At 45.4% G+C, this 24,450-nt stretch carries 22 protein-coding genes; 9 read left to right on the top strand and 13 right to left on the bottom strand.

All coding sequences use genetic code 11. The features are described from left to right. Positions 1-314: 314 nt before the first annotated feature. From C1N53_RS19855 to C1N53_RS19845, 3 genes are all read right to left on the bottom strand, one after another. Complete coding sequence (locus C1N53_RS19855; RefSeq protein WP_240773294.1) at positions 315-683, bottom strand: hypothetical protein; 369 nt, start codon at positions 681-683, stop codon at positions 315-317. 202 nt (positions 684-885) lie between these two features. Beyond that, positions 886-1,665 (bottom strand): TIGR03915 family putative DNA repair protein, encoded by a 780-nt coding sequence (locus C1N53_RS19850; protein WP_137760969.1) that lies wholly within the window; start codon positions 1,663-1,665, stop codon positions 886-888. 248 nt (positions 1,666-1,913) lie between these two features. Continuing rightward, positions 1,914-3,179 carry a putative DNA modification/repair radical SAM protein gene (locus C1N53_RS19845; RefSeq protein ID WP_137760968.1) on the bottom strand — a complete coding sequence of 422 codons (1,266 nt, stop codon included), beginning with the start codon at positions 3,177-3,179 and terminating at the stop codon, positions 1,914-1,916. 250 nt (positions 3,180-3,429) lie between these two features. Here C1N53_RS19845 and C1N53_RS19840 point away from each other — a divergent pair, with 250 nt between their 5' ends. The 5 genes from C1N53_RS19840 (at position 3,430) to C1N53_RS19820 (ending at position 8,514) form a co-directional block, all read left to right on the top strand. Continuing rightward, positions 3,430-5,313, top strand: a complete 1,884-nt coding sequence (locus C1N53_RS19840) for a hypothetical protein (protein ID WP_137760967.1) — start codon at positions 3,430-3,432, stop codon at positions 5,311-5,313. Between the two features lie 115 nt (positions 5,314-5,428). Then, entirely contained in the window at positions 5,429-6,280 is an 852-nt protein-coding gene (locus C1N53_RS19835; RefSeq protein ID WP_137760966.1) for a S1 RNA-binding domain-containing protein, read from the top strand. A 77-nt stretch (positions 6,281-6,357) separates the two neighbouring features. Beyond that, entirely contained in the window at positions 6,358-7,029 is a 672-nt protein-coding gene (locus tag C1N53_RS19830; RefSeq protein WP_137760965.1) for an oxidoreductase, read from the top strand. 101 nt (positions 7,030-7,130) lie between these two features. Beyond that, positions 7,131-7,916, top strand: coding sequence for a cyclopropane-fatty-acyl-phospholipid synthase family protein (locus C1N53_RS19825; RefSeq protein WP_137760964.1), 786 nt, complete (start codon positions 7,131-7,133; stop codon positions 7,914-7,916). A gap of 109 nt (positions 7,917-8,025) precedes the next feature. Then, positions 8,026-8,514, top strand: a complete 489-nt coding sequence (locus C1N53_RS19820; RefSeq protein WP_137760963.1) for a hypothetical protein — start codon at positions 8,026-8,028, stop codon at positions 8,512-8,514. Between the two features lie 127 nt (positions 8,515-8,641). Here the strand turns inward: C1N53_RS19820 and C1N53_RS19815 are convergent, their stop codons facing one another. From C1N53_RS19815 to C1N53_RS19800, 4 genes are all read right to left on the bottom strand, one after another. Next, positions 8,642-9,583 (bottom strand): succinylglutamate desuccinylase/aspartoacylase family protein, encoded by a 942-nt coding sequence (locus C1N53_RS19815; protein ID WP_137760962.1) that lies wholly within the window; start codon positions 9,581-9,583, stop codon positions 8,642-8,644. A 3-nt stretch (positions 9,584-9,586) separates the two neighbouring features. After that, the gene (gene rimK, locus C1N53_RS19810; protein WP_137760961.1) at positions 9,587-10,489 is read right to left on the bottom strand and encodes a 30S ribosomal protein S6--L-glutamate ligase; all 903 of its coding nucleotides are present in this window, start codon (positions 10,487-10,489) and stop codon (positions 9,587-9,589) included. Between the two features lie 5 nt (positions 10,490-10,494). Beyond that, complete coding sequence (locus C1N53_RS19805) at positions 10,495-10,980, bottom strand: RimK/LysX family protein (protein ID WP_137760960.1); 486 nt, start codon at positions 10,978-10,980, stop codon at positions 10,495-10,497. Positions 10,981-11,189: 209 nt separating this feature from the next. After that, complete coding sequence (locus C1N53_RS19800; RefSeq protein ID WP_137760959.1) at positions 11,190-12,413, bottom strand: sorbosone dehydrogenase family protein; 1,224 nt, start codon at positions 12,411-12,413, stop codon at positions 11,190-11,192. Positions 12,414-12,572: 159 nt separating this feature from the next. Between C1N53_RS19800 and C1N53_RS19795 the strand changes: the two genes are divergently transcribed. Then, complete coding sequence (locus tag C1N53_RS19795) at positions 12,573-13,100, top strand: hypothetical protein (RefSeq protein ID WP_137760958.1); 528 nt, start codon at positions 12,573-12,575, stop codon at positions 13,098-13,100. A 60-nt stretch (positions 13,101-13,160) separates the two neighbouring features. On the opposite strand, the gene C1N53_RS19790 is transcribed toward C1N53_RS19795, so the two are convergent. The 3 genes from C1N53_RS19790 to C1N53_RS19780 form a co-directional block, all read right to left on the bottom strand. Further along, complete coding sequence (locus C1N53_RS19790) at positions 13,161-14,171, bottom strand: M28 family peptidase (RefSeq protein ID WP_137760957.1); 1,011 nt, start codon at positions 14,169-14,171, stop codon at positions 13,161-13,163. Continuing rightward, the gene (cysS, locus tag C1N53_RS19785; protein ID WP_137760956.1) at positions 14,161-15,651 is read right to left on the bottom strand and encodes a cysteine--tRNA ligase; all 1,491 of its coding nucleotides are present in this window, start codon (positions 15,649-15,651) and stop codon (positions 14,161-14,163) included. The genes C1N53_RS19790 and cysS overlap by 11 nt, the downstream gene beginning before the upstream one ends. A gap of 161 nt (positions 15,652-15,812) precedes the next feature. After that, positions 15,813-16,937 (bottom strand): endonuclease/exonuclease/phosphatase family protein, encoded by a 1,125-nt coding sequence (locus tag C1N53_RS19780; protein ID WP_137760955.1) that lies wholly within the window; start codon positions 16,935-16,937, stop codon positions 15,813-15,815. A 305-nt stretch (positions 16,938-17,242) separates the two neighbouring features. Here C1N53_RS19780 and rimP point away from each other — a divergent pair, with 305 nt between their 5' ends. The 3 genes from rimP to infB all read left to right on the top strand — a co-directional run bounded on the left by rimP (position 17,243) and on the right by infB (position 22,317). Next, the gene (rimP, locus tag C1N53_RS19775) at positions 17,243-17,716 is read left to right on the top strand and encodes a ribosome maturation factor (RefSeq protein WP_240773293.1); all 474 of its coding nucleotides are present in this window, start codon (positions 17,243-17,245) and stop codon (positions 17,714-17,716) included. 7 nt (positions 17,717-17,723) lie between these two features. Next, entirely contained in the window at positions 17,724-18,977 is a 1,254-nt protein-coding gene (gene nusA / locus C1N53_RS19770) for a transcription termination factor NusA (RefSeq protein WP_137760954.1), read from the top strand. Positions 18,978-19,098: 121 nt separating this feature from the next. After that, positions 19,099-22,317 carry a translation initiation factor IF-2 gene (infB, locus tag C1N53_RS19765; RefSeq protein ID WP_137760953.1) on the top strand — a complete coding sequence of 1,073 codons (3,219 nt, stop codon included), beginning with the start codon at positions 19,099-19,101 and terminating at the stop codon, positions 22,315-22,317. A gap of 121 nt (positions 22,318-22,438) precedes the next feature. On the opposite strand, the gene C1N53_RS19760 is transcribed toward infB, so the two are convergent. The 3 genes from C1N53_RS19760 to mscL all read right to left on the bottom strand — a co-directional run bounded on the left by C1N53_RS19760 (position 22,439) and on the right by mscL (position 24,430). Next, positions 22,439-22,777 (bottom strand): hypothetical protein, encoded by a 339-nt coding sequence (locus tag C1N53_RS19760; RefSeq protein WP_137760952.1) that lies wholly within the window; start codon positions 22,775-22,777, stop codon positions 22,439-22,441. A gap of 91 nt (positions 22,778-22,868) precedes the next feature. Beyond that, positions 22,869-23,831, bottom strand: coding sequence for a DUF3078 domain-containing protein (locus tag C1N53_RS19755; RefSeq protein WP_137760951.1), 963 nt, complete (start codon positions 23,829-23,831; stop codon positions 22,869-22,871). A gap of 152 nt (positions 23,832-23,983) precedes the next feature. After that, positions 23,984-24,430, bottom strand: a complete 447-nt coding sequence (mscL, locus tag C1N53_RS19750) for a large-conductance mechanosensitive channel protein MscL (protein WP_137760950.1) — start codon at positions 24,428-24,430, stop codon at positions 23,984-23,986. Between the last annotated feature and the right edge of the window lie 20 nt (positions 24,431-24,450).

Raw genomic sequence — 24,450 nt, 5'->3', positions numbered from 1 at the left:
CATCAAATTGCCTCCTAAATTAAAATATTTTAATAGATAAATTCAATACTACTATATAATATTTATTTAATTTATTCGTTAATAAATTATGATGTGGCGCTGAAGGCAATGTGAGGTTGATTTTGGTGTTGATTTGATGTTATTACTTTATGCCCCGGCAAGTTGAATGCTGTTTTGCTGTGTTGTTAGCAGATTTTTCCTACCCCTTTACAAACGAAGAAGCCTGTGGCAGATGCCACAGGCTTCTTCGTTTGTAAAGGGGTAGCCAGTCAGGAAGCTAATTATATGAATGTAGGCTTACTTCCTGCTAAATATTAAAGATAGGAGGTAAAGTTTTTACTGTCTTGCCAGAAAGAACGACATGCTTCCCTTTGCTCTTCTATGAATTGAGGATCTTTTTTAAGATCTTTCCAGTCGCCGTATCCTAATCTTTCACATAATCTGAAGAATGCATCGCCTTGGTTTTTTTGCCCTTTAACCGGGATAAGAGAGCTTAGCAATGGCCTTCCAGCAGCATGCTCTTCTTCTGAGATTTCACATATAACTTCGTTTAGCTGAGACTTTTCAAAAGAATTATCCAGGTTAAGGCCTAGTTCGGCTTCATATACAAGGTTCTGAAAAGACATAAGATTTGCTCGACCACGAGCCACTTGGATGAGTTTCTTTCTGATGCGGGAATTCATAAGTAATAATCTATAAGTTGTATAGCAGATTGTTACATAAAGCCAATCCAGTTGGCACAACCTACCATAATTAAAGATATATATAGTATTTTATACTTATAAAATCCGCCTTTTGTTACAAAAAAGTTGTTTTTTACTAAAAAAACCTTCTTCCTCCCGAAACAAAGTGCTTTAAATACGTACAGGTAAGGTTTCTGAATATTTAACCCGACTGCTTTTCAGACAGGAATTTCCAATAGCGTTTGGGCATGTGCCGCAGATGCAGCTTCGGGTTTCTGCGCTCGGGTATATTTACATGCTTAAAGTACACCTGCCATAACTGCTGATATTTTTCTTCCTCCAGGTGATAAGCATGATTAGGGAGTATGCCTATAGCTTTATGCTGCAGCAGCGGTTCATCCAGCGTTACAATGGCCGTGGATGTTAAATCATAATACAGGCCATAGTGCCTTTTGGTATCATAAATAGCCCACTGCTGATCGGCGTACCTTCTTTCAAAATGCCCCTGGATGAGCGGAAGCACATTATAATCAGGTGAGATAGCCGCATAAAACAGGTTATCTGCCGTTTTCTGAAAACGCACAAACGCTTCCATCCTATGCTTTTCCCGATGCACTTGCTTTCGGATCTGCTGTACTTTAAGCACTGCTGCTACTGTAAAATTGCCTGTTATATCTTCCTTACTCTCAAAGGCAAGGCGGGCAAAATCAAATATCAGTTTTTCAAATTCGGGCTGCTCCGACAGATAAGTATAATACAGAGCCTGCAATGCTTCGGTGGTAAGCCTTTTCTCCAGCCCTTTCCATACCCTTCCGGCTTTTACTGCATCTGCTGTTATAACAATAGTATCGTAGAACATAGAAGGCTGTGCCATGCTTTCCTGTTCTATACTAATTGGCCAGACCTTTCGCTCAAAGGCTTCGAATATAATTGTCAGCAGCCCTTCAAATGAGCCATCGTAGCTATAGTGGCACAAATTCATGGTTTACTTGGAATTATGATGCGCCCGCGATGTATCATGCGGTGCATCAGATTGCAATCTGGCAGAGAGGCTCTGCAACTGCGGAACCAGCATATTTAATTTGCAGCAAAGGGATACGCGGGCAACTTTCTGATTCTTTCTCATAACATTACTATCTATTGGTTGGGAAGATGATTGATCTGATGTTAAAGTTTTCTTATGAATTCTTTTTCTGGCCATTTCACATTGCTTCCTGCACTTACTTTTACTTAGCCTACTTGCTTAAACAGGTCCAGCTGCTGTGTTAATAATGCACTTCGCTTAGAGCCCTCTCCAAAAAGTATTTTATTCCTGATATGCAGCGAATCCAACTCCTGCCGCAGCATACTTTTGGTGTTGCACGTTATAAAGTATTTTGCCCTCTTGAGTACTACCCCCATCTGGCGCAAATGCTCAAACTGCAGTGGTGCAAAACGCCGGGCGGACACAATTTTCTGAGCAGACTTCACACCGATGCCCGGCACTCTTAAAATCATTTCGTAATCGGCCGTATTTATTTCCAAGGGAAAAAAATACCGGTTTCGCAAAGCCCAGGCCAATTTCGGGTCCACATCCAAATCCAGGTTCGGATGATGCTCGTCCAGAATCTCCTGTACATTAAATCCGTAAAAGCGCATCAGCCAATCTGCCTGGTAAATGCGGTTTTCACGAATAATAGGTGGCTCCATTATAATAGGTAACCTGCTATCGGAACTTACCGGCACATAGCCGGAGTAGTATACCCGCTTTAAGCTATAGTTTTTATACAGCTGGTCAGACAGCTGCAAAATCTGCTTATCGGTTTCTGCCGATGCCCCTACTATTAGTTGCGTACTCTGCCCTGCCGGTGCAAACACCGGAGCTCCTTTAAACAACCTGCTTTCTTCCTTCGCCTGCACCAGTTGGTCTTTAATAGAGCCCATTGGCACCAGTATTTCCTTATAGTTTTTCTCCGGTGCTAATTGCTGTAAGCTCTGCTCCGAAGGCAACTCTATGTTTACACTTAGCCTGTCGGCATACAAGCCTGCCTCCTTTATCAGCTCTTCGCTGGCACCAGGTATTGTTTTAAGGTGAATATACCCGTTAAACTTATGCTCCTGCCGTAGCTTCTTTGCCACCCTTACCAAGCGCTCCATCGTATAATCTGCATCTTTAAAAATGCCGGAGCTCAGAAACAACCCTTCTATATAGTTGCGCCGATAAAAATTAATGGTCAGGTCTACGACCTCCTGCACTGTAAATGCCGCCCGCTTTATATCGTTGCTCTTGCGGGTAACACAGTAGGAGCAATCGTAAATACAGAAATTGGTGAGTAGTATCTTCAGCAAAGACACACACCTGCCATCTTCGGTATAACTATGGCAGATACCCATTCCCTCTGCATTTCCTAAACCCTTATTCTCATTCTTTCGCTTTCCCCCACTGGAAGAACAAGAAACATCATATTTAGCAGCATCTGCTAATATCTTTAGTTTCTCAATCACTTTATCCTCCATCTCCCTGATTTACTTTTGCTTTAATAATTTAAAAATACTAGCCGCAGTCTTTTTTACCAATATTTTTAGCTAAAAGTTATTCACATTTTATCAACACAACTAATTTTATTAGCAAACACAGTTAAAACATTACACACCGCTTTGCGTAAAACTTCCGTCCTGAAATTGACCCTAAGGCATTATCACAACTACCATTTATTTGCGTTATATTAGGTGGCATTAATTGCATCTGAGCCACGTATATCTATATATGTCTTCTTGTCGCCCTTTATATTTCTTTACACGCATCGCACTGCTGGCAATATTGTTATTGCTAACGGAGCTATGTCTGGCACAGGAAGTTTCACCTCCACAGGATAGCACCCGAACCGATACCACGCAGAAATTCGATGAGCGGGTTATGAGCAGACTCCGCGAAATCTCAGAGCGAAAAACCATTATGGGTAAGTTGCTGAAAGCGGTGCTTGTGTTCGACAGAAAAGATGAAGAGCTGACGGGTTTAGATGCAGAGCTGATAGAGCGGGAGTATGAAAAGCATAACTATAAAATTGTCAGGTCTATTGAAGTTATCACACGAAATCCTTTTGGTTACTCTATTACCGACACTACACAATTACCGAAGAATTTTTTTGAGAAAGCCGGTAACTCCCTGCACGTAAGAACCAATAAGCGCTTAATAAGAAACAAACTGCTGTTTAAGCAGAACGCTCCCCTGGAGCCTTTAGCCCTTGTAGAATCGGAACGCCTCCTCCGCCAGACAGAATATATTTTAGACACGCGCATTGTCGTGGACGAGTATTCCACAACAGAGGACAGCGTGGATGTAGTTGTTATTGCCAAAGACATCTTCAGCCTGGGAGGCTCAGGCTCCTACTCTCCTTCCTCCGGCTCAGGAAGAGCTGCTATCAGGGAACTCAACTTCTTAGGCCAGGGGCACCAGCTGCGTTCGTCTTACCGGTTTAATATGGTGGCACCCCGCCCATGGGAGCTAACCGGCGAATATACTATTGAGAACATTGGCCGGACTTATATATCAGCAGATCTTAACTATATTAACCAGAACTATTATCAGGAGAAAAGTGCTTTTCTGAGCCGCGACTTTTTTGCCACCAATACCAAGTATGCAGGTGCTGTAGGAGTTAGCTGGATAAATGAGCGGCTGCTCCTGCCTATGGGCCCTGATGATGTTACACCGCCAGGCTTCGGAAACCTGGGATATACCAGGCGTGACTTCTGGCTTGGCAGGGCCTTCCGGTTTAAATCTTATAACCTCGGCTTCGAGCCCCGCGGACGGCTGATTCTTGGTGTCAGGGCCATAGACACTAAATTTACGGAAACTCCTACCGACAATTACCAGAACAACACGCTGCTGCTATCTAGCATCGGTTATAGTGTAAGGCGTTATTATAAAGACCGCTACTTATATGGTTTTGGCCGGACAGAAGACATACCAGCCGGCACACGCGTTTCTCTTACCATGGGTCAGGAATTCGGGCAACGGGAAAACAGGCGGTACATCGGCACAGAATTCGCCTTTGCCAAATATGCCCCTAGCTTCGGTTATTTGTTTGGCAGAGCAGCTTATAGCTCTTTTGTTACCAGCAGCGAATGGGAACAAGGAGTACTTGAGCTAGAGGCCCTCTACTTTACGAAACTATACGAGCGGAACAACTGGAAGCTACGCCACTATATTATGGCTCGCACCACCTATGGCATTAACCGAAATCCCGAAGAGTTGATTTCTATTAATAACGAAGAGGGGTTGAGAGGCTTCAGATCGGAATTCCTGCGCGGAAGCAGACGCATGGTAGTTAATTACGAAGCCAACCTTTATACTCCACTTTCGGTGTTTGGCTTCAGGCTGGCTACGGTTGCTTTTGCAGATCTGGCATGGCTATCGGTCGGCAACAGCAGTTCACCACTAAAAGAAAAACCCTACCATGGTTATGGCATCGGCTTCAGGTTTCGAAACGAATATTTGTCGTTCAGTACAATCCAGATTATGCTGGGTTATTACCCCAGAATGCCCGAGTACGAAAACCTCAATAGCTTCCGCTTCTTTCAGACATCCCGCCCTTACTATGAGTTTGAGGACTTCCGGTTTAACAGGCCCGGTGTAGCACAGTTTCGCTAATCGTAGCGAACAGCTTTTTTTAACAGGCACGTACCAAGTAGCAGAGCGGCTGGCCTGAAACCTTCTGCTTTATTTTCTCTATTTTTGCAGCATACAAGAACAACCTATTAAAACTATGGTAGACCTCGGCAATTACAATGAACTGGAAATAGCACGCGAAGTGGATTTTGGTGTATACTTAACTTCTGAGGATGGCGATATTTTGCTCCCCAGGAAATATGTACCTGCTGGAGCCCGCATTGGGGACAAGGTGCGCGTGTTTGTTTACCGTGATTCCGAAGACCGTGTAATTGCCACAACCGCAGAACCAAAGGCAACGGTACGGGAATTTGCCTGCCTCAGGGTGAAAGACAGCACTCCCATTGGCGCTTTTCTGGATTGGGGATTGGAGAAAGACCTGCTGGTACCTCTGCATCATCAAAAAGAACGCATGGTTACGGGGCGCACCTACTGTGTGTACATCTACCTGGATGAAACAACAGACCGTATTGTGGCCACTACCAAACTGGGCAAATACCTGCAGAACGAAAATATAGAACTTACCGAAAATCAACAGGTGAGCCTATTGGTAACCGGCTTTACCGATATAGGGATAAAAGTTATCATTGATCAGCTTTATGCTGGTTTGCTTTACAAGAACGAAGTGTTCCAGCATGTGCAGGTTGGGGATAAACTGCAGGGCTACGTTAAGGCAATCAGGCCTGACAACAAAATAGATGTAACCCTTCGCAGAACTGCCAGTGCAAAAGATGAAATAACAGAAGCCGCTGACAAAATATTGGATGTTCTGAAAAAAGCCAAAGGCTATTTACCTATCTCTGATAAAAGCAGCCCAGATGAAATTTACGGCATGTTGAGCATGAGCAAGAAAACATTTAAAAAGGCTATTGGTTCTCTTTATAAAGCAGGCATAATCTATATAGCAGAAGATTATATCCAGCTAAATACTCCTGAAGACAAGTTTTAGCGCTCTGACAGGAGAAAGATGCTGGCTTCTTAGCCAAGTTAACTGCAAAAGCGTAATTCCAGCATAAATAGTAGCTCATGCAAAGAATAAGAACCGCCCTAATTGCCGGAGCCAGTGGTTTAGTAGGTGGCCACTGCCTCAACTACCTTTTAAGTAGCGATCGCTACAGCCAGGTTATTTCGGTTGGTCGCCGCGAGCTACCCCTCATCAACCCTAAGCTGGAACAACTGGTAGTTGATTTTGACAACCTGAAAAGGTTTGCCTCCGAACTGGCAGCTGACGATATTTACTGTTGCCTTGGCACCACTATAAAGAAGGCAGGCTCTCAGGATGCATTTTACAAGGTAGACCATACCTATGTTGTGCAGCTGGCTAACATTACCGCCAACAGGCAGGCCTCTCAGTTCTTAGTGGTTTCGGCCATGGGAGCAGATGCAGGCTCGAGCCTGTTTTATAACAGAGTGAAAGGAGAAATGGAGGCTGACATTGTGAAAAACAGCTTTACGTCAGTACAGATTTTCCGCCCTTCGCTCCTGCTTGGCGACAGACCTGAAAAACGCCTGGGAGAGGCAATTGGTGCTGCCATTATGAAGCCTCTCAGCAGTCTGATGATCGGTCCTCTAAAAAAATACAGGCCTATACAAGGCGAAACAGTTGCAAAAGCCATGTTGCAGGCTGCCTCACGGGAGCAGCCGGGTATTCATATTTACCCTTCCGACCAAATTGAAAAACTTGGTTCTCAACCGTAAGCCCAGCCTTTCCGTAAGCTGCTAAGCACTAAGCAAGAGCTTCTTTCAGGTGCAAACGAGGGAGGTAAAACCTCGTCTTATCATATAAGCAGCAATAATTTATGCAGGAGCAAACTCTACATCATATATTCCCTAAAGCATCCCGTTACGATCCGGATTGGGTGCGCAAGCACTCTATGGGCGAAAACGTGCTTTTCAACCTCGAAAGCTTAACGAAGTCGGTTCCTCTGAAAGCCGGAATGCGTGTTCTGGATCTTGGTTGTGGCAAAGCCATCAGCTCTATTTTCCTGGCAAAGGAATTTGGCGTTACAGTATGGGCTGTAGACGAGGCTATCTCGGCCAGTTCCAACTACGAACGCATCAAAAGCGAAGGCTGCGAAGACAAGGTAATTCCGCTCGAAGCCGATGCCCGCGCGCTGCCATTTGCAGAAGAGTACTTTGATGTTGTGGTAGTAGTAGACTCATATACCTATTTCGGCACCGACGAAAAATACCTGCCTTACATTGCCCGCTTCATAAAGCCTGGCGGCTACATTGCCATAGTAGATGTATGCTTCACCCAGGAAATAAAATCTTTGGAGCAGGTGCCTTCCTTTCTGCAGGAAGATTACCAAAACTACTGGTATTTTATTCATACAACCGACTGGTGGCGCAAACTCTGGGAGAAAACAGGCCTTGTGCAGATTGAGGCAGCAGAAGAGCTGGCAGAAGCCGACGTGGTCAGGCAACACTATATACAGGATTTCGAGAAGAAAGGAAAGCCTGATCCGTTTGCTAAAGCGCTACAGCTTGACCAGCAAAACTTTATCTCTTTTTTTAAGCTGATAGCCCGACGAACAAAAAAGACAGTTTACCTGCAGGACTATAAAACCACAGCTAAAAAATAAAACCTCTGTGTAATATTTTCTCTTCTCTTCGTTAGAAGTTATAATTTTGCGGCATAAACAGGACGAGCAATGCTCTTCTGCCACAGTTCAACCTTTTTAACAATAAAACATGAAAACTTTTATCCGCCTATTTTTTACTCTTGCGCTTGTAGCCGCTTTTTCTGCAGTGCAGGCACAGGAATACACAACAGGCATTGGCTTAAGAGGTGGTGTAGCCTCAGGTCTTACTGTAAAGCACTTCATAGAACGTGATGCCGCTATCGAAGGGATTTTAAGTACAAGCTTTAACTACAGAGGCACTGTAATTACCGTGCTGTATGAAAAGCATGCTCCTGCCTTTAACGCAAGAGGCCTGCAATGGTACTATGGTATTGGCGGACACGTTGGTTTTTATAATGGCCGTTATTATTATAACGCGGGCCACAGACGCTATGGCGATAAGGGCATTTTTGGAGTGGGTGTAGATGGCATTCTGGGCCTTGAGTACTATATCCGCGATATTCCTTTCACAATTGGTGCTGATATCAAGCCTTACATAAACATACCTAGCGGAGGTGGCTTCTGGGATAGCGCCCTGCATGTACGCTATGTATTCTAAACTAGAAACCTGCTTAACCTAAAGCAAGAGGGGCCGTTGCACATCTGCAGCGGCCCCTCTTGCTTTAAAGCTCTTCACAAAGGAGTAGCGGTACCTTATCTGTTACCTACACTTTTAAAGCCAAGGCTTAAAACCCGATATGCACCAAAGCATCGCCTTGATTTACAACGGGCATGTTATTTACTCCTATAATATAACCGGCGGCAGGTGAGTTAACCTTTACCTCCATTTCTCCATAAGGATCTGTAATGGTACCTATTAATTGGTTTTTCCTGATATAATCACCTGACCGGATGCTGCTTCTGAATAAACCTGCGTTCTTGGCTCTTATCCACAGATCTTTTGAACACACAATTGTTTCTTTAGTAGCTGCAGGAGCTGCTTCAACCATTCCCAGGTGGCGCAGCAAGCGGCAGGTGCCTTCTATACCGGTTGCGATGCCTACTTCATCAAAGCGCAGGCTCTCACCTGTTTCGTATACCAGAATGTGTTTTCCTAATTTAAAAGCTTCTTTTCGCAAGGAGCCCTGCCGGTAAGGTGCATTTAAGATAAAGGGAGCCGCAAAGGCTTTTGCCAGTTCCACATTTTCCGGCTCACTCATCACACAGCGGATTTGCGGATAGTTTGTACGGCTGGCGCCACCGGTATGAAAGTCTACGCCATAATCTACATAGGGCATTACTTCTTTCATGAAACGATGCGCTACACGACTTGCCAAAGAGCCATCTCTGCTACCCGGAAAGCTGCGGTTAACATCTTTTCCATCCGGCACCTCCCTGGAGAAATTCAGGAAACCATAGATATTAAGTATAGGCACTGCAATAATGGTCCCTTTTAGCGGGTACAGCATCTTTTTGGTAAGCATACGCCGCACAATTTCAATACCGTTCACCTCATCGCCATGCATACCTGCCATAAGCAGCACAACAGGCCCATCGTGCACCGAACGGAAAACATACACAGGTATTTCGATAACGGTGCCACTCGGCAGCTTTGAAATGACCAGCTTTGTTAATACTTTTTCTCCTCTGTCTATAGACTTACCATTGATAATAATTGATTCGGGCATGCTTTACTCGGTCATTTTCTTGGTGGTCTTCTTCTGCACCAGGTCTTCCACATATTTGATCACCTTTCCGGCAATATCTTTGTTTGTAGCTTTTTCAATTCCTTCGAGCCCCGGAGAAGAGTTTACCTCCAGTATAAGCGGTCCTCTTTTCGACTGCAGCATATCTACGCCTGCAATACCTAGGCCCAAAGATTTAGCGGCCAGCAGTGCCGCCGCTTTCTCCTGCCGGGTAAGCTTAATCAGGCTGGCATTGCCGCCACGATGCAGGTTAGAGCGGAATTCACCTTCTTTTCCTTGCCGCTTCATGGCTCCCACCACCTCGCCATTTACCACAAAAGCACGAATGTCGGCACCGCCCGCTTCGGCTATAAATTCCTGCACAATAATGCGCGCCTTCAGGTTATGAAATGCCTCAATAACAGATTCAGCAGCTTTTTTTGTTTCGGCCAGCACTACTCCGAGGCCTTGCGTACCTTCCAGTAACTTTATCACCAGCGGAGCACCACCTACTTCTTTCACCAGTTCAGCCGTGTTTTTAGAGTAATTGGTAAAAGCGGTTTTAGGCATACCCAACCCTGCTCTTGACAAGATCTGAAGGCTGCGCAGCTTATCGCGGGAGCGCAGAATAGCCTGAGAGTCTACCGCGCTTTTTACTTTCATCATGGCAAACTGCCGTACTACCGCCGTTCCGTAAAACGTAACCGAAGCACCTATACGAGGTATAACAGCATCAATTCCGCTTAGCCTCTCTCCTTTATAAAGAATATGCGGGTTACCTTGCTCTATTACCAAGTCGCAGCGCAAGTGGTCGAGTACGATGGCCTCATGCCCCCGCTGTTGTGCCGCCTCTACTAATCGCCTTGTAGAGTACAGCTTGGGATTACGGGAGAGAATGGCTATTTTCATAAATATTATATCTTCTTTTGTTGCTTGTTTCTTGATTTAAAGGCGACATTTTTTCGGGAAACATCTACCACAAACCTGCCTTTCAGGAGCTTCCGGCCAATCAGAACAGGGTATTTCATATCGCTACGGTCCGAAAGCGAAAACTCTGCTTCTATCACTTCGTCGAAAACCTGAATTTTAGTAGTGATAACGTATCGTTCCTGCACATCGCCAAAAGAGTTTTTAATTTCCCTGAAATCGTACTCAGAGAATTTTAATTTTTTATGGTTGTACTGCGGATGGGAAGGATCGAGCAAATCCAGTGCTATTACTTTTGTACCGTCTGGCTGCACCTCTTCGTGTATATCAGAGCAATGAATAGCTGAAGTATAAGCCCCGGTATCAATTTTGGCTTCAATCTCCTCTATTCCGAGTTCTGGGAAAGAGACTTTCTCCCGTCTCCCGATTAACTTCTTTTCAACGTCTGATCTTTTAACATCCTTGTTTTTCATCAATTGCTAGTTAGAGGCTTCCTGATTTAGAAATTGGCAATATGCACCAGTTACGCTTCTTATTTCCTTTCTCCTGCCCAGGCACTACTGGCTTACCTTTATAAAAGAAGTAAAAGTACAGGTAACATTCTTTAGGTAAAAGCCCCTGTACTTTTACCTAAAGCTTATTCTGATACATCCGTTGCTCAGGTTCTGTACAGCAACCAACCCTACTGATTGGCGGTAGCGGCGGCATTACTACTGTACGTGATCCGGTAGATGGCATTGTGCTTATCATCTGACACCAGCAAAGAACCATCCCGCATTGTTACCACGTCCACAGGGCGCCCCCAATCATCTTCGCCCTCCAGCCAGCCTTCGGCAAATGGTTCATAAGCCACGGCTTTGTTTCCTTCCAGCGTTACCGTCATTAGCCTGTAGCCTACTTTGCTGTCTCTGTTCCAGGAGCCATGCTGTGCCATTATAATCTGATTTTTATACTTGGCAGGAAACATGTTACCTGTGTAAAACTTAAAGCCTAAAGAGGCAACGTGCGCTCCCAGTTTCTGAACAGGCTTTTCGAACTCGTTACAGTTGCGCTGGTTGCCAAATTCCGGATCAGAAATATCGCCCTGGTGGCAGTACGGATAACCAAAATGTAAACCTTTCTGAGGTGCTCTGTTCAACTCATCCGAAGGAACATCATTGCCTAACATATCGCGGCCGTTGTCGGTAAACCAAAGCTCTTCTGTTTCAGGATGCCAGGCGAACCCTACTGAGTTACGCACACCTTCTGCATAAATTTCCTGGCCTGTACCATCTTCATTGATGCGTGTGATGGTAGCATAAACAGGATTATCACTCTTGCAAATATTACAAGGCGCACCAACAGGCACATACAGTTTCCCGTCAGGGCCAAAGGCTATATACTTCCAGCCATGGTGCGCGTCGCTCGGATACGTATCGGTTACTACTTCAAATTGAGGTTTATTGCGAAAACTCTGTTCTATATTACGGAAACGAATGATACGGTTGATCTCTCCTACATACAAATCCCCATCTTTAAAAGCCACTCCGTTGGGTGAGTTCAGCCCGGAAGCAATTTCTACTACCTCATCTGCTTTTCCGTCTCTGTTCTCATCCACCACAGCATACACCTTGTCTTCAGTACGCGTACCTACAAACACAATCCCAGACGGGCTTATAGCCATTGAACGTGCGTTTTCAACACCTTTGGCATAGTAATCTATCCGGAAACCCTGCGGCAGCTTTATTCTTTCCAGGTCTTTATCCAGAGGACCTGTCGGTAAGCTGATGCCTGTATCTTCTGCCTGCTCATTTTCGGTCGGGCCGGTTTTAGCTACATCATTATTCGATTTGTTGTCGGATGAGCAGCCTGCGTTTAGAGCCAAGGCAGTTATACCGCAGCACACGTACAAGAATATTCTTTTCATAGAGGTTTAAATATGTCTGGTGTAGTATTAGTTAACAGAGATTATTTGCGCGGTGCTCTTTAACGACTGTTGCACCTGTATTGCTAAGATACGTATACTTGATAATATACCTCACAGTTTTTGCCTGAAGGTAGTATTCACACTACAAAAAACAGCCCGATGCTTTACACACTTGCTTTTCTATGTATAACAGTTCTACAGCCCCAACAGGTTAGGCCTGGTGCGCCTGAGGCCTTTGCCTCTGCACTGCACACTTCTATAAAACCTGATGGCGCGAGCACCCTGGATGAGTTAGGAAACAGGCTGCTCGATGCTTTAAGCGCCGGTTCTTCTGATGAGCTAATGCCTTATGTGCTAAACCAGCAGGCATACGAAAGGCTTCAAAAACAAAGTTCCGCACAGGTAAGCCAAACCTTGGAGTTAACATCTCCGGAAACTCTGGTGGAGGCGTTTCAAAGCGGGTTTAAGACTGTTATAGCAGAAGGCGTTTCAGCCAACATAAACTGGTCGCAGGTTTCGCCCGGCGGAGTAGAGCAACAGAAGGCGGCTAAAGCACAGCAAATCATTCCTGCCGTACTCCTGCTTTCTGACCAGAACAACCGCCAGATCAAAATTGATTTCGAAGCGGTGGAAGTAAGCGGCAGGTACTATTTCTTCAGGCAGATGCGCCTGGCAACAGCTCCTTAAGCTTTAGGTAAAGCTGAGCCGTTTATTCACAGTTACCAAACTAAATCAGCAGAAAAACTGCTATTCGTTATAAATAACATGCAGCACTGTCTGCCCCACTGCCTTAAGAGTGTTGCGGCTGATAACATCCATGTTATCTGTATGCCTGTGATGATAGTCGCCAAAGTAGTCGCCGTCAGAAGACACTAAATTGTACTCGATAATATCGATCATGCGAACACCGCCCCACTCGTTTACATACACATGGTCGTCGGTTATAGCCGGAGCATTTTCGTAAATAAAATATTCAGAAAAGCCCAGGTTATTGCCTGCTCTCCACACCTTATCCACCACCTCTTTGGCATAATTCATAGAGGCTCCTTCACGGGCAAACTTAGCGCCCTCGGCTCCCACCATATCTAACAGAATGCCGTATTTGGCCCTGTAGTTTGGCACATGCTTGTTTTTACTCCAGTATTGTGCTCCAAGGCACCAGGTGTTATCCTGGTAAGGGAATTCGCTATTATCCGGCTGGCCATAGTCTTCTCCATCAAAAAGAATAATATCAACACCAACATTGGGTTTAAGCTCAGCAGCATGCATGGCACGCGCCACTTCAAGCAATATGCCTACACCACTGCCTCCGTCGTTAGCTCCGTCTATTGGTTTATCCTGATCTGTTTCTGCTTTATCGGCAAAAGGACGCGTATCCCAGTGGGCTGCCAGTAACACACGGTTGGCAGCTTTTGGGTTATAGCTGGCAATAATATTGCGCAGGTTCAGCATGGTGCCGTTAAAGGCCCGCATCTGGAAGCTTTGCACCTGTACTTCCAGGCCATAGCTTCTCAGTTGGCTGATAAGCCAGTCGCCTGTGGCATAATGTTCTGCTGTGTTAGGAACACGAGGGCCAAAGGCCACTTGCTTTTCCACAAACTGATAGGCAGAATCAGCATTAAAGGCAGGAGCCTCTACAACGGGTTTCTCTACTTCGACTGTTGCCTGCCCGTTACTACCTCTCTCAGACGAATCGCAACGGTAGAGAATAACAGTAAAGAAGAGCAGCACCGCCAGCGTGTTGAGTCTATTCTTCATAAGCCCAGTCTATTCCAGTTTTAAGATCTTTAATGACAATGCCCTGCTTTTTAAGCTCTGCACGAATAACATCTACCTTATCGTATGCTTTTGCCTCTTTCGCTTCTTTGTAAAAGTCGAGTACCAGGTCCAGCATATTTTCCAGGTCGCCGGTCGGTTCTTCTCTTAAGCCCAGCACATCCAGCACCAGCTCATTATAGGTATTGCGGATAGTATCGAAAGTACCTCTAGACAAGGCATCTATCGGCAACTGCCCCAGGTAAAGGCTGTTAATCTTTTTAAGCAGGTTAAAGAGCGAAGCAATGGTTCTGGCTGTATTCAGGTCGTCATTCAACCCACGATAGCAATCCTCGCTAAGTTTGAGCAGCTCCTGGTTCAGCTTTTCATCGGGAGTGGCCTCTGCTTCTGAATACTGCAGTTTCTCCAGTACACGCAGGCCGTTTATAAGCTTGGTATAGCCTTTCCGCGCAGCCTGCAAAGCTTCATTACTAAAATCGAGCGTGCTTCTGTAGTGTGCCTGCAGTATAAAGAAACGTATTGTCATAGGACTATACGCCTGCTCCAGCATCGGATGATTTCCGCTAAAAAGGTCGCTCAGGTTAATGAAGTTACCCAGCGATTTGCCCATTTTCTGGCCATTTACTGTAATCATGTTATTATGAATCCAGTAGCGGGCAGAGTCAGAATGGTTATGGCTGGCCTGGCTTTGCGCAATTTCACATTCGTGGTGCGGGAACATCAGGTCCAGGCCTCCTCCATGAATATCGAACATAGTGCCCAGGTACTTCCGGCTCATGGCAGAGCATTCGAGGTGCCAGCCCGGGAAGCCATCTCCCCAGGGCGATGGCCAGCGCATGATATGTGTTGGTGAAGCCTTTTTCCAGAGGGCAAAATCCAGCGGCGAATGCTTCTCTCCCTGCCCCTCCAGCTCACGTGTATTATTCAGGAGGTCCTCCACTATACGCCCCGAAAGCTTTCCGTAGTTATGGTTTTTGTGGTAAGCCGGTACATCAAAGTAAACCGATCCGTTTTCGATATAGGCCATACCGTTTTCCAGTATCTCCTCAATCATCTGGATCTGCTCGATAATGTGCCCGGAAGCACGCGGCTCAATATCAGGCGAAAGAACATTCAGCTTGCCTATATCACGCTGGTAAAGATTAGTATAATACTGTACCACCTCCATGGGCTCCAGATGGTGCAGTTTTGCCTTCTTCTGGATTTTGTCTTCTCCTTCGTCAGCATCGTTTTCCAGGTGCCCTACATCAGTTATGTTTTTTACATAACGCACTTTATAGTTAAGTTGCTTCAGGTAGCGGTACAGCACATCGAATGTAACAGCACTACGGGCATGCCCCAGGTGCGGCTCGCCATACACTGTTGGCCCGCATACATACATGCCAACAAATGGCGCATGTAAAGGCTCAAATACTTCTTTCTTGCGTGTAAGCGTGTTATAAAGACTTAGTTTATGTTGCATGTGTATCTTCAGACAAAGCTTTTCACCAGCTTTGTAATTTATACTTTAATGTTAATTATTCAGGTACTGTACAAAAAACAGACCTGTCAGGGGCTACTAAGGCAGCAATTCCGGTTTCACGCCTCAAAACTATAAATTCCACACCCTAACTCCTAATAGTTCTATTCCGTGTTTGGTTCCAGTACGTATTTGGCTGCTATCGGCAGGTGATCCGATAGCCCCATTTCCTGGTGTGTTCGGAATTCATAGGCTTTCAAACCCTGACTATAAAACTGGTTATCAATCCGGAGAAAAGGTATTGGCCCGTTATAAGTTGCACCAAGCCCGCTCCCCGCTTCCTCGAAAGCATTGCTCAGATCCTGCCGCAACACCTGGTAAGTATAACTAAAAGGAATGTCGTTAAAATCTCCGCAAACTATAAAAGGATACGGACAATCATCAAAGTGAGCCTTCAGCACCTCTACCTGGTGGCCTCTGGCAACAAAACCATTTCTTAAACGCCTGGCTAAATTACGCCCCTCCTTCTCCATAGCATCCTGGTCACCGATAGACTGATACGTATTTTCTATGTCTTCGCTTTTGATGCTCATCGACTGCAGGTGTGTCGCATATACACGTACCGTATCTCCCTGTATATTAATATCAGCCCATGCAACACGATTAAGGCTGGATTCCGAGAAATGAATTGTTCCCTGATTTACTATGGGATATTTTGAAAAGACAGCCACTCCAAATCCCTTCTGTCTCCTGTCGGAATTCACTGCTGAAAAATATTGCGCTTTATCATACCTGGTCCCGATCCGGCTGATAGCATTAAACACATCAGAGCTTGGGTCGTTGTAAAATTCCTGTATGCAGTAGATATCGGCAGGATGAGTGGCTACCCAATCTACCATTTCGGCTGTTGCCTCACGCTCACTTTCATCGTGGTTGGCATGCCTGTTAAACATGTGCACATTGTAGCTCAATACCTGAAAGGCTTTAGAGTTATCAGGTATTGCCCCTTCACCGCCATGTATCGAGAACTGCCTCCCGTAGTAGCTCCAGCCTAATACCAGCACCATTAAAGAAAGTACCAGCAACCATGACCGCTTTAAGATCCAGTAAACTAAAAAAAGAAGATTGAGCAGAAGTGCCCCCGGCAAAGAGAAGGCAATAAAACCGGCAGGCCAGAACTGGTAAGGCGGTATTTTCAGGCATATCACCCCCGCGAGCACCCAGAACACCACCCCGATGTTCAGGATTACCCAAATCCATTTCCTTACTTTTTTAAAAACTCCAGCCACAGCGGCAAACTTACTAAATCTGCATTTATGTAGGTTAACGAATGGCTTAGAATATATTTTAAATTAAATAGATGCTTTCGAACTATGTTTAGCAGATACATGTTATCCTAGCATTATCCCCTCATTCTGCCTTGCACAGGATTTTCAGAAACATTTTATACTATTTTTTATTGATAATGATTAATTCCTGACGCTGTAATCACTATCTATTGTTTATAAAATGTTTTTATAGTAAATTTGTGGCATAATTTCTAAGGAGATGAGGGGGACACAAAGTCCCCTTCTTTATTTTCTTTTAGCGAACTATGGCACTAACAGCACAAACTATACGCGCAATGGCGGAAGCAAGTCTTCCGGATTCGGATCTGTTTATAGTAGACGTGGCCGTGTCTGACACACCTGTACGCCCGAAGATTACGGTTCTGGCAGATGGTGAGCAAGGCATCACCATTGATCAGTGTGCCACTATCAGCCGCCGCATAAACAGCAGGATAGCAGAAACGTTCGGCGAGGAAATGAGCTATGTACTGGAGGTTAGTTCTCCGGGGGTAGATTTTCCTCTGTCGCAGCCGCAGCAGTTCAGACGCAATATCGGGCGTAACCTGAAACTGAAGCTGCAGGACGGATCAGAAAAAACCGGAAAACTGGAGGAGGTAACGGAGAGCGGCATTAACCTGATGGAGGAAATTAAACAAAAAGGTAAAAAAGCTTCGTATCTGCCGGTGCAGGTACCTTTCGAAGAGATTGTGAAAGCAAATGTTGTAATATCTTTTAAATGATAAAATAATGAATAGTTCAGTCCTGATCGAGTCGTTCGCTGAATTTGCGAAATTCAAGAACATAGACCGCCCAACCATGATGCGTATCCTGGAGGATGTATTCCGCACCATGATCCGCAAAAAGTGGGGTACTGACGAGAACTTTGACATCATCCTGAACGTGGAGAAGGGTGACCTGGAAATCTGGCGTAACCGTGAAATTGTAGACGATAACTCAGAAGATATCTGGGATCATGACAAGATCAGCCTGTCTGAAGCTCAGAAAATTGAGCCTGACTTTGAGGTAGGTGAAGAAGTATCGGAAGAGATACAGCTGGAAGACTTTGGCCGCCGTGCTGTACTTACTGCCCGCCAGACCCTGATCCAGCGCATCAAGGATATGGAGAAGGAACTGCTGTTCCAGAAGTACAAAGACCTGGTAGGTGAGATTATCTCCGGCGAAGTGTACCAGGTGTGGAACCGCGAAGTGTTGTTACTGGATCAGGAAGAAAACGAGCTGCTTATCCCAAAAGGAGAGCAGATACCAAAAGACCGTTACCGCAAAGGCGATGTGGTACGTGCCGTAGTACAGCGTGTGGAGATTGTGAACGGAAACCCGAAGATCATTCTGTCGCGCACCGCACCGGCCTTTTTAGAGCGCCTGTTCGAAAACGAAGTGCCTGAAATTTTTGATGGCCTGATCGCTATCAAGAAAATTGTGCGTGAGCCAGGTGAGCGCGCCAAGGTAGCAGTTGAGTCCTTTGATGATCGTATCGACCCTGTTGGTGCCTGCGTAGGTATGAAAGGATCGCGCATCCACAGCATTGTGCGTGAACTGGAAAACGAAAACATAGATGTGATCAACTATACAGATAACCTGGAACTCTACATTCAGCGTGCCCTTAGCCCTGCTAAGATCAGCAGCATGAAAATAGACGATGAAAACGGAAGGGTTTCTGTTTTCCTGAAGCCGGACCAGGTATCACTTGCCATTGGTAAAGGTGGCCAAAACATTAAGCTGGCCAGCAAGTTAGTAGATATGGAGATTGATGTGTTCAGAGAGTCTGAAAGCTATGAAGAAGACATCAGCCTGGAAGAATTTACAGATGAAATTGAAGACTGGGTAATTGCTGAATTGCGCCGCATTGGCCTTGATACGGCGAAAAGCGTACTGGCAGTTTCCAAGGAAGATTTATTGCGCAGAACAGAACTGGAGGAAGAAACGATTGATGATGTGCTCTCTATTCTGCGCGAAGAGTTAGAAGAAGAAGATAACCAATAGTTGTAAGTTGTGCTCTATTCGTATTATTTTTGAAAATCAATAAGAATAGAGCACCATTTTACCTGAAGCTTAGGTTACCATTACGAACATTAAAGAATTAAAAAAGACAGCATATTAGAACATGGCAGAAGAAAAAATAAGGAGGCTTAAACAGGTTGCAACTACTTTGAACATTGGTACATCTACAATTGTAGATTACCTCTCTGCTAAAGGTTTTGATGTGGAAAATAAACCCACATCCAAAATCACAGGAGAACAGTTCAATATGCTGGCTAAAGAGTTTGCTTCTTCTATGCAAGATAAGATAGAAGCAGAAGAATTATCCATCAGCAAAAAACCGCAGAGCAACCAGGTTATAGCTTCAGAACAACCGCAGGAAACTAAAAAGCCTGCAGAATCTGACCAGGATATTCTTATTAAAACAGTGCATCAGCCTAAAGCAGACACTACTCCTAAAGCCCCGGCAGAACCTGCCAAACCAGAGCCTACTCCGGTAACCAGTAAATTGCCCGGCTTTAAAGTATTAGGTAAAATTGAACTGGATGAAAGAGGACGTCCGATTCCGAAGCAATCAGAACCTAAACCGGCAGCACAGCCTGCTGCACCAGCTCCTAAGCAGGAGGCAGCTCCACAGGCAAAAACAGAAGCACCTAAAGTTGAAGAACCTAAGCCGCAACCTGTTGTAGCGCCTGAACCTGCTAAACCAGCACCTGTAGCTCAGGCACCGCAACAGCCAGCAGCTCCACAGGCAGAGGTTCCTGCAAAACCTGCACCAGAGGTAAAACCTCAGGCACAACCAGAGGCTCCGAAGCAAGAAGCTCCGGCCCCTGTTGTAGCTCAACCAAAACCAGAAGCACCGGCTGCACCAAAACAGTCTGCCGCGACACCGGCTGCAGCCACAACACCAGCACCGCAAGCACCAGCAGCTCCTTCACAGGAAGGCAATAAAGCTCCGGCGCAACCGACTGCTCCAACAGAAGATAGAGAGACAGAACAAATAGAAACAATTACAGCAAAAGCCGACCAACTGAAAGGCCTTACTGTACTGGGCAAAATTGAATTACCCGATAGCTCACGCAGAAAAGGTTCTAAACCAGTTGCATCCTCAGATGACAGGAAGAACGGCAAAAAGAAAAAGCGCAAGCGCATTATTGTACCTGGCCCTGAAGGGAACCAACCAGGACAAGGACAACAAGGCGGAGGACAAGGTAATCAACAGCAACGTCCTCAGGGCCAGGGAGGCCAGCAACAGGGTAATCGTCCGCAAGGTGGTGGAAACCGTCCTGGCGGAGGCGGTCACCCAGGCGGACCCCGTACAGGAGGCGGCCCCGGTGGTCAGCGCCCAGGAGGAGGTTACCAGGGTAACCGGCCTGCCGGAGGCGGACAAGGAGGACGCAACAACTTTACGCCACGCCCTGAGAAAGCAGAGGTTTCGGATAAAGAAATCCAGGAGCAGATCAAGGCTACGCTTGCTAAGCTGAGCAGTGGCAAAGGCGGAGGCGGTAACCGTGCGAAGTATCGCCGTGAGAAGCGCTCAGCTATAGCTGACTCTCTGGAAGAGCGTCGTATGCAGGAGCAGGAAGAATCTAAAACACTACGTGTAACAGAGTTCGTTTCTGCTAATGACCTGGCGGCTCTCATGAATGTGAGTGTAAACGACGTTATCAAGGTGTGTATGCAGCTAGGTATGTTCGTTTCTATAAACCAGCGCCTGGATGCAGAAGCCATTACCATTATTGCTGATGAATTTGGCTATAACATCGACTTTATTACATCTGAAGACGAACAAAGCTTAGATGTAGTAGCAGAAGATAGCGACGCAGATTTACAGGAGCGTGCCCCTATTGTAACAATCATGGGCCACGTTGACCACGGTAAAACATCTTTGCTCGATTACATCCGAAATGCCAACGTAACGGCTGGTGAGGCTGGTGGTATTACCCAGCACATTGGTGCCTACAGCGTTAAAACAGAAGATGGCCGTCAGGTAACCTTCCTCGATACACCAGGTCACGAAGCCTTTACAGCGATGCGTGCCCGTGGTGCTAAGGTAACAGACGTTGTTATTATTGTGGTAGCAGCTGACGACTCTGTAATGCCACAGACGAAAGAAGCCATTAACCACGCTCAGGCGGCAGGTGTACCAATTATTATTGCCCTGAACAAAATCGATAAACCGGGAGCAAACCCTGATAAAGTTCGTGAAGAGCTTGCCCAGATGAACATTCTGGTAGAAGAATGGGGTGGTAAATACCAGGCCCAGGAAGTTTCGGCTAAAACAGGTGTTGGTATACCAGATCTGTTAGAAAAAGTATTGCTTGAGGCCGAGTTACTGGAACTGAAAGCGAATCCTGATCGAAATGCAGTAGGTACAGTTATAGAAGCCTCCCTTGATAAAGGACGTGGCTATGTAGCTACCGTACTGGTACAGACAGGTACTCTTAAAATTGGAGATGTGGTATTGGCTGGTTCTCACTACGGTAGAGTGAAAGCAATGACCGATCACCGTGGTAAGAAAATGAAGATAGCCGGCCCATCTACTCCAGTGCAGTTATTAGGCCTGGATGGCGCACCACAGGCAGGTGATAAGTTTGTTGTGATGGAATCTGAGCGTGAAGCAAGAGAGATCGCGTCTAACCGTTCTCAGGTACAGCGTGAGCAAAGCCTGCGCACACGTAAGCATATCACCCTTGATGAGATTGGCCGTCGATTGGCAATCGGTTCATTTAAAGAGCTGAATGTAATTGTAAAAGGCGACGTGGATGGTTCGGTAGAAGCACTTTCCGATTCATTACTGAGACTTTCTACAAACGAAGTACAGGTTAACATTATCGGTAAAGGTGTAGGTGCTATATCTGAATCAGATGTACTGCTAGCTTCGGCATCGGATGCCATTATCATCGGCTTCCAGGTTCGTCCGTCGATTAACGCTCGTAAACTGGCAGAACAGGAACAAATTGACGTTCGCCTGTACTCTATTATCTACGATGCGATTAACGAGGTAAAAGACGCCATGGAAGGTATGCTTGCCCCAACCGTGAAAGAAGAAATTGTGGGTAACGCTGAAGTTCGTGATGTATTCAGAATTTCGAAGGTGGGTACCATTGCCGGATGTATGATTACAGATGGCTCTATCCACCGTAACTCTAAAATACGTCTGGTTCGGGATGGTATCGTGGTGCATGATGGTGAAATCCTGGCTTTGAAACGATTCAAAGACGATGTTTCGGAAGTACGCCAAGGCTACGAATGCGGTATCAGCATCAGAAACTACAATGAAATTGAAATAGGCGACGTAATAGAAGCTTACGAAGAAAAAGAAGTGAAGCGTACACTGTAAACTATGCTTCAAAAGAAAAGCCCTGGTTGTTTGCAACAGCCAGGGCTTTTTCGTTTTATAGGTAGAGCCTAAAAAAGGGAAGGCTGCTCCATGGAGCAGCCTTCCCTTTTTTAGGCAAATGTTAGTTACGATTCTTTTTTAACCGCTTTCTGTCACGCTCACGCTTCTTCAGCATTTTCTTTTCTTTCTTCTCGATTTCTTTCATCTTCTTCAACCTGAAGCTTGATTTGGTAAAGCCACTCTGCTTTTTCCCCTCATACGCATTTAAACGTTTGTCGACGTTCGCTCCGCGGGCACCAATGGCATCAGCAGATGTGCCTTTGTGTTCGACTTTGCGTGTACCCCAGAATTCATCTTTAGCAGCCGAAGTAGATGTAGTAGTTTGCGCCGTCTGCGCCTGGGCATTGGTTAGCAAGGAGATGGCTCCCAGCAGCAGTATAGATAAAAAGAGTTTCTTCATAAGGAATCAAGGCTTTTAAGTAAGGAACGTAGTTCTCCTTCTAAAGTATATAAATTAAATCAGAAACATAGCACCTGCCAAAGAAGTTCTACTATTTAAACTTGTAAGATAAGCCTATACCCAATGTCTCTTTAAGCTGAAGCCTTGGCCCTGTACCATCTAACACGCCATCACCAGTACGATCAACCTTTACCGGAATATCATCATCATATATCATGTGCACAAAAATGCTGGCCGACACAAACTTGTTTACTTTAAAGTTCAGCAGGTTCTCGAAGTTCACATCTATATTCTGAGGCCTGACAACATAATTGGAGAACAAATCAATTTTAGACTGCAAGGTGATGTTCTTCATGATCTCCTGCCGGAACCGAACATTTACAAAGCCACCAAACTCACCCCTGAAGTGCCTTCCTGTACCCGGCACAGGATTTCCCAATATGTCTGGCATAGCCGGTTGCACACCAAAAGCACCCGTATCTGCCAGGCCCTGGCTAGCTACAATGGTAAACTTACTGGTTAGAGGCGATAAGAAAACAGAAAGCTTCTCATTAGGCTTATAATCCATCCCTAAAGATGAAGTGATAAAAGCAGGTGAAAAGAAGTTAGACAGCCTGTTTGTTCTGGTATCGTTATAGGTAGGGGTAAGCTGGGTGCGGGCATTTAACTGTGCGGTGTAGAACCACTGTTCAGAAGCTCTGCGGCCATACTTCAAGTTCAGCTCAATACGGTCATCACTTTTCCGCAGGCGCTGGTTCTCAATTTTTACAGTTCCAAACGTCACATCCAGATTATTATTCCAGGTATTAGGTCCGTCTTTATAATTGGCATACAGATTAGCAATACCTAACACAGAAAGTGAGTTCTGCCCTCCGGCAGCCCAGTTGCTCAGGCTAACCTGGCTAAAGTTGATTGTGCCTGTGCCACCATGGTCCCACAACACCCTGGCTGTTACACTGTCTGCCAGAGTAGTATCCTGGGCAAGAGCAGGTTGTAACCAAAAACAGGCACAAAAAAAAAGTATAGCAATGAGTCGACGAAAAAACTTGGACATCTAAATGAAAGTAAAATGCAGGATGCTAACGAAGTAAAGGCATCCGAGCAGGTACGATAGTTATGATACAGAGAAGGGTTTAGCCGGAGTAAGAGAAAACTTTAGTATAACGAAAAGCAGAACTTCTTCCGGAATATCCGGTTTCTTGCCCGCTACACCACCTTTTCACCCGACGAAGCCTCACCTCCACCCTGCGCCTTTAAAATATCGCGAATTTCGGCTAGCAGTTGCTCTTCTTTATTGACAGGAGGAGCAGGTTTAGCCGCTTCTTTTTCTCTTGTTCTGTTTATTAAGCGCACCAACAGAAATATGGCAAAGGCAATAATGATAAAATTCATGACAGCCTGCATAAAATTACCATAAAGTATAGCTACTTCCGGTTCAACTACCTCTCCATTTTCTATAACAGCGGCTTTAAGAATCAATTTTAGTTTTGTAAAGTCTACCTTACTGATAATAAGACCTAACGGAGGCATGATTACATCTTTTACCAAAGAAGAAGTAATGGCACCAAAGGCAGTACCAATAACCACACCTACAGCTAAATCTATTACATTGCCTTTTACAGCAAACTTCTTAAACTCTCCCAGAAAACCCATATCTGCTAAATTATTTTAAT

The sequence above is a fragment of the Pontibacter sp. SGAir0037 genome (assembly GCF_005491705.1).
Lineage (GTDB): Bacteria > Bacteroidota > Bacteroidia > Cytophagales > Hymenobacteraceae > Pontibacter.
This window is presented reverse-complemented; position numbering and strand designations above follow the sequence as displayed.

What these genes read in the sequence shown, in the direction of transcription:
- mscL (WP_137760950.1), bottom strand. Translation starts at nt 24,430, where the DNA reads ATGGGTTTTCTGGGAGAGTTTAAGAAGTTTGCTGTAAAAGGCAATGTA.
- C1N53_RS19800 (WP_137760959.1), bottom strand. Translation starts at nt 12,413, where the DNA reads ATGAAAAGAATATTCTTGTACGTGTGCTGCGGTATAACTGCCTTGGCT.
- C1N53_RS19850 (WP_137760969.1), bottom strand. Translation starts at nt 1,665, where the DNA reads ATGAATTTGTGCCACTATAGCTACGATGGCTCATTTGAAGGGCTGCTG.
- rimK (WP_137760961.1), bottom strand. Translation starts at nt 10,489, where the DNA reads ATGAAAATAGCCATTCTCTCCCGTAATCCCAAGCTGTACTCTACAAGG.
- C1N53_RS19805 (WP_137760960.1), bottom strand. Translation starts at nt 10,980, where the DNA reads ATGAAAAACAAGGATGTTAAAAGATCAGACGTTGAAAAGAAGTTAATC.
- C1N53_RS19820 (WP_137760963.1), top strand. Translation starts at nt 8,026, where the DNA reads ATGAAAACTTTTATCCGCCTATTTTTTACTCTTGCGCTTGTAGCCGCT.
- nusA (WP_137760954.1), top strand. Translation starts at nt 17,724, where the DNA reads ATGAATAGTTCAGTCCTGATCGAGTCGTTCGCTGAATTTGCGAAATTC.
- C1N53_RS19760 (WP_137760952.1), bottom strand. Translation starts at nt 22,777, where the DNA reads ATGAAGAAACTCTTTTTATCTATACTGCTGCTGGGAGCCATCTCCTTG.
- C1N53_RS19795 (WP_137760958.1), top strand. Translation starts at nt 12,573, where the DNA reads ATGCTTTACACACTTGCTTTTCTATGTATAACAGTTCTACAGCCCCAA.
- rimP (WP_240773293.1), top strand. Translation starts at nt 17,243, where the DNA reads ATGGCACTAACAGCACAAACTATACGCGCAATGGCGGAAGCAAGTCTT.
- C1N53_RS19825 (WP_137760964.1), top strand. Translation starts at nt 7,131, where the DNA reads ATGCAGGAGCAAACTCTACATCATATATTCCCTAAAGCATCCCGTTAC.
- C1N53_RS19835 (WP_137760966.1), top strand. Translation starts at nt 5,429, where the DNA reads ATGGTAGACCTCGGCAATTACAATGAACTGGAAATAGCACGCGAAGTG.
- C1N53_RS19855 (WP_240773294.1), bottom strand. Translation starts at nt 683, where the DNA reads ATGAATTCCCGCATCAGAAAGAAACTCATCCAAGTGGCTCGTGGTCGA.
- C1N53_RS19845 (WP_137760968.1), bottom strand. Translation starts at nt 3,179, where the DNA reads ATGGAGGATAAAGTGATTGAGAAACTAAAGATATTAGCAGATGCTGCT.
- C1N53_RS19830 (WP_137760965.1), top strand. Translation starts at nt 6,358, where the DNA reads ATGCAAAGAATAAGAACCGCCCTAATTGCCGGAGCCAGTGGTTTAGTA.
- C1N53_RS19840 (WP_137760967.1), top strand. Translation starts at nt 3,430, where the DNA reads ATGTCTTCTTGTCGCCCTTTATATTTCTTTACACGCATCGCACTGCTG.
- C1N53_RS19755 (WP_137760951.1), bottom strand. Translation starts at nt 23,831, where the DNA reads ATGTCCAAGTTTTTTCGTCGACTCATTGCTATACTTTTTTTTTGTGCC.
- cysS (WP_137760956.1), bottom strand. Translation starts at nt 15,651, where the DNA reads ATGCAACATAAACTAAGTCTTTATAACACGCTTACACGCAAGAAAGAA.
- C1N53_RS19790 (WP_137760957.1), bottom strand. Translation starts at nt 14,171, where the DNA reads ATGAAGAATAGACTCAACACGCTGGCGGTGCTGCTCTTCTTTACTGTT.
- C1N53_RS19815 (WP_137760962.1), bottom strand. Translation starts at nt 9,583, where the DNA reads ATGCCCGAATCAATTATTATCAATGGTAAGTCTATAGACAGAGGAGAA.
- infB (WP_137760953.1), top strand. Translation starts at nt 19,099, where the DNA reads ATGGCAGAAGAAAAAATAAGGAGGCTTAAACAGGTTGCAACTACTTTG.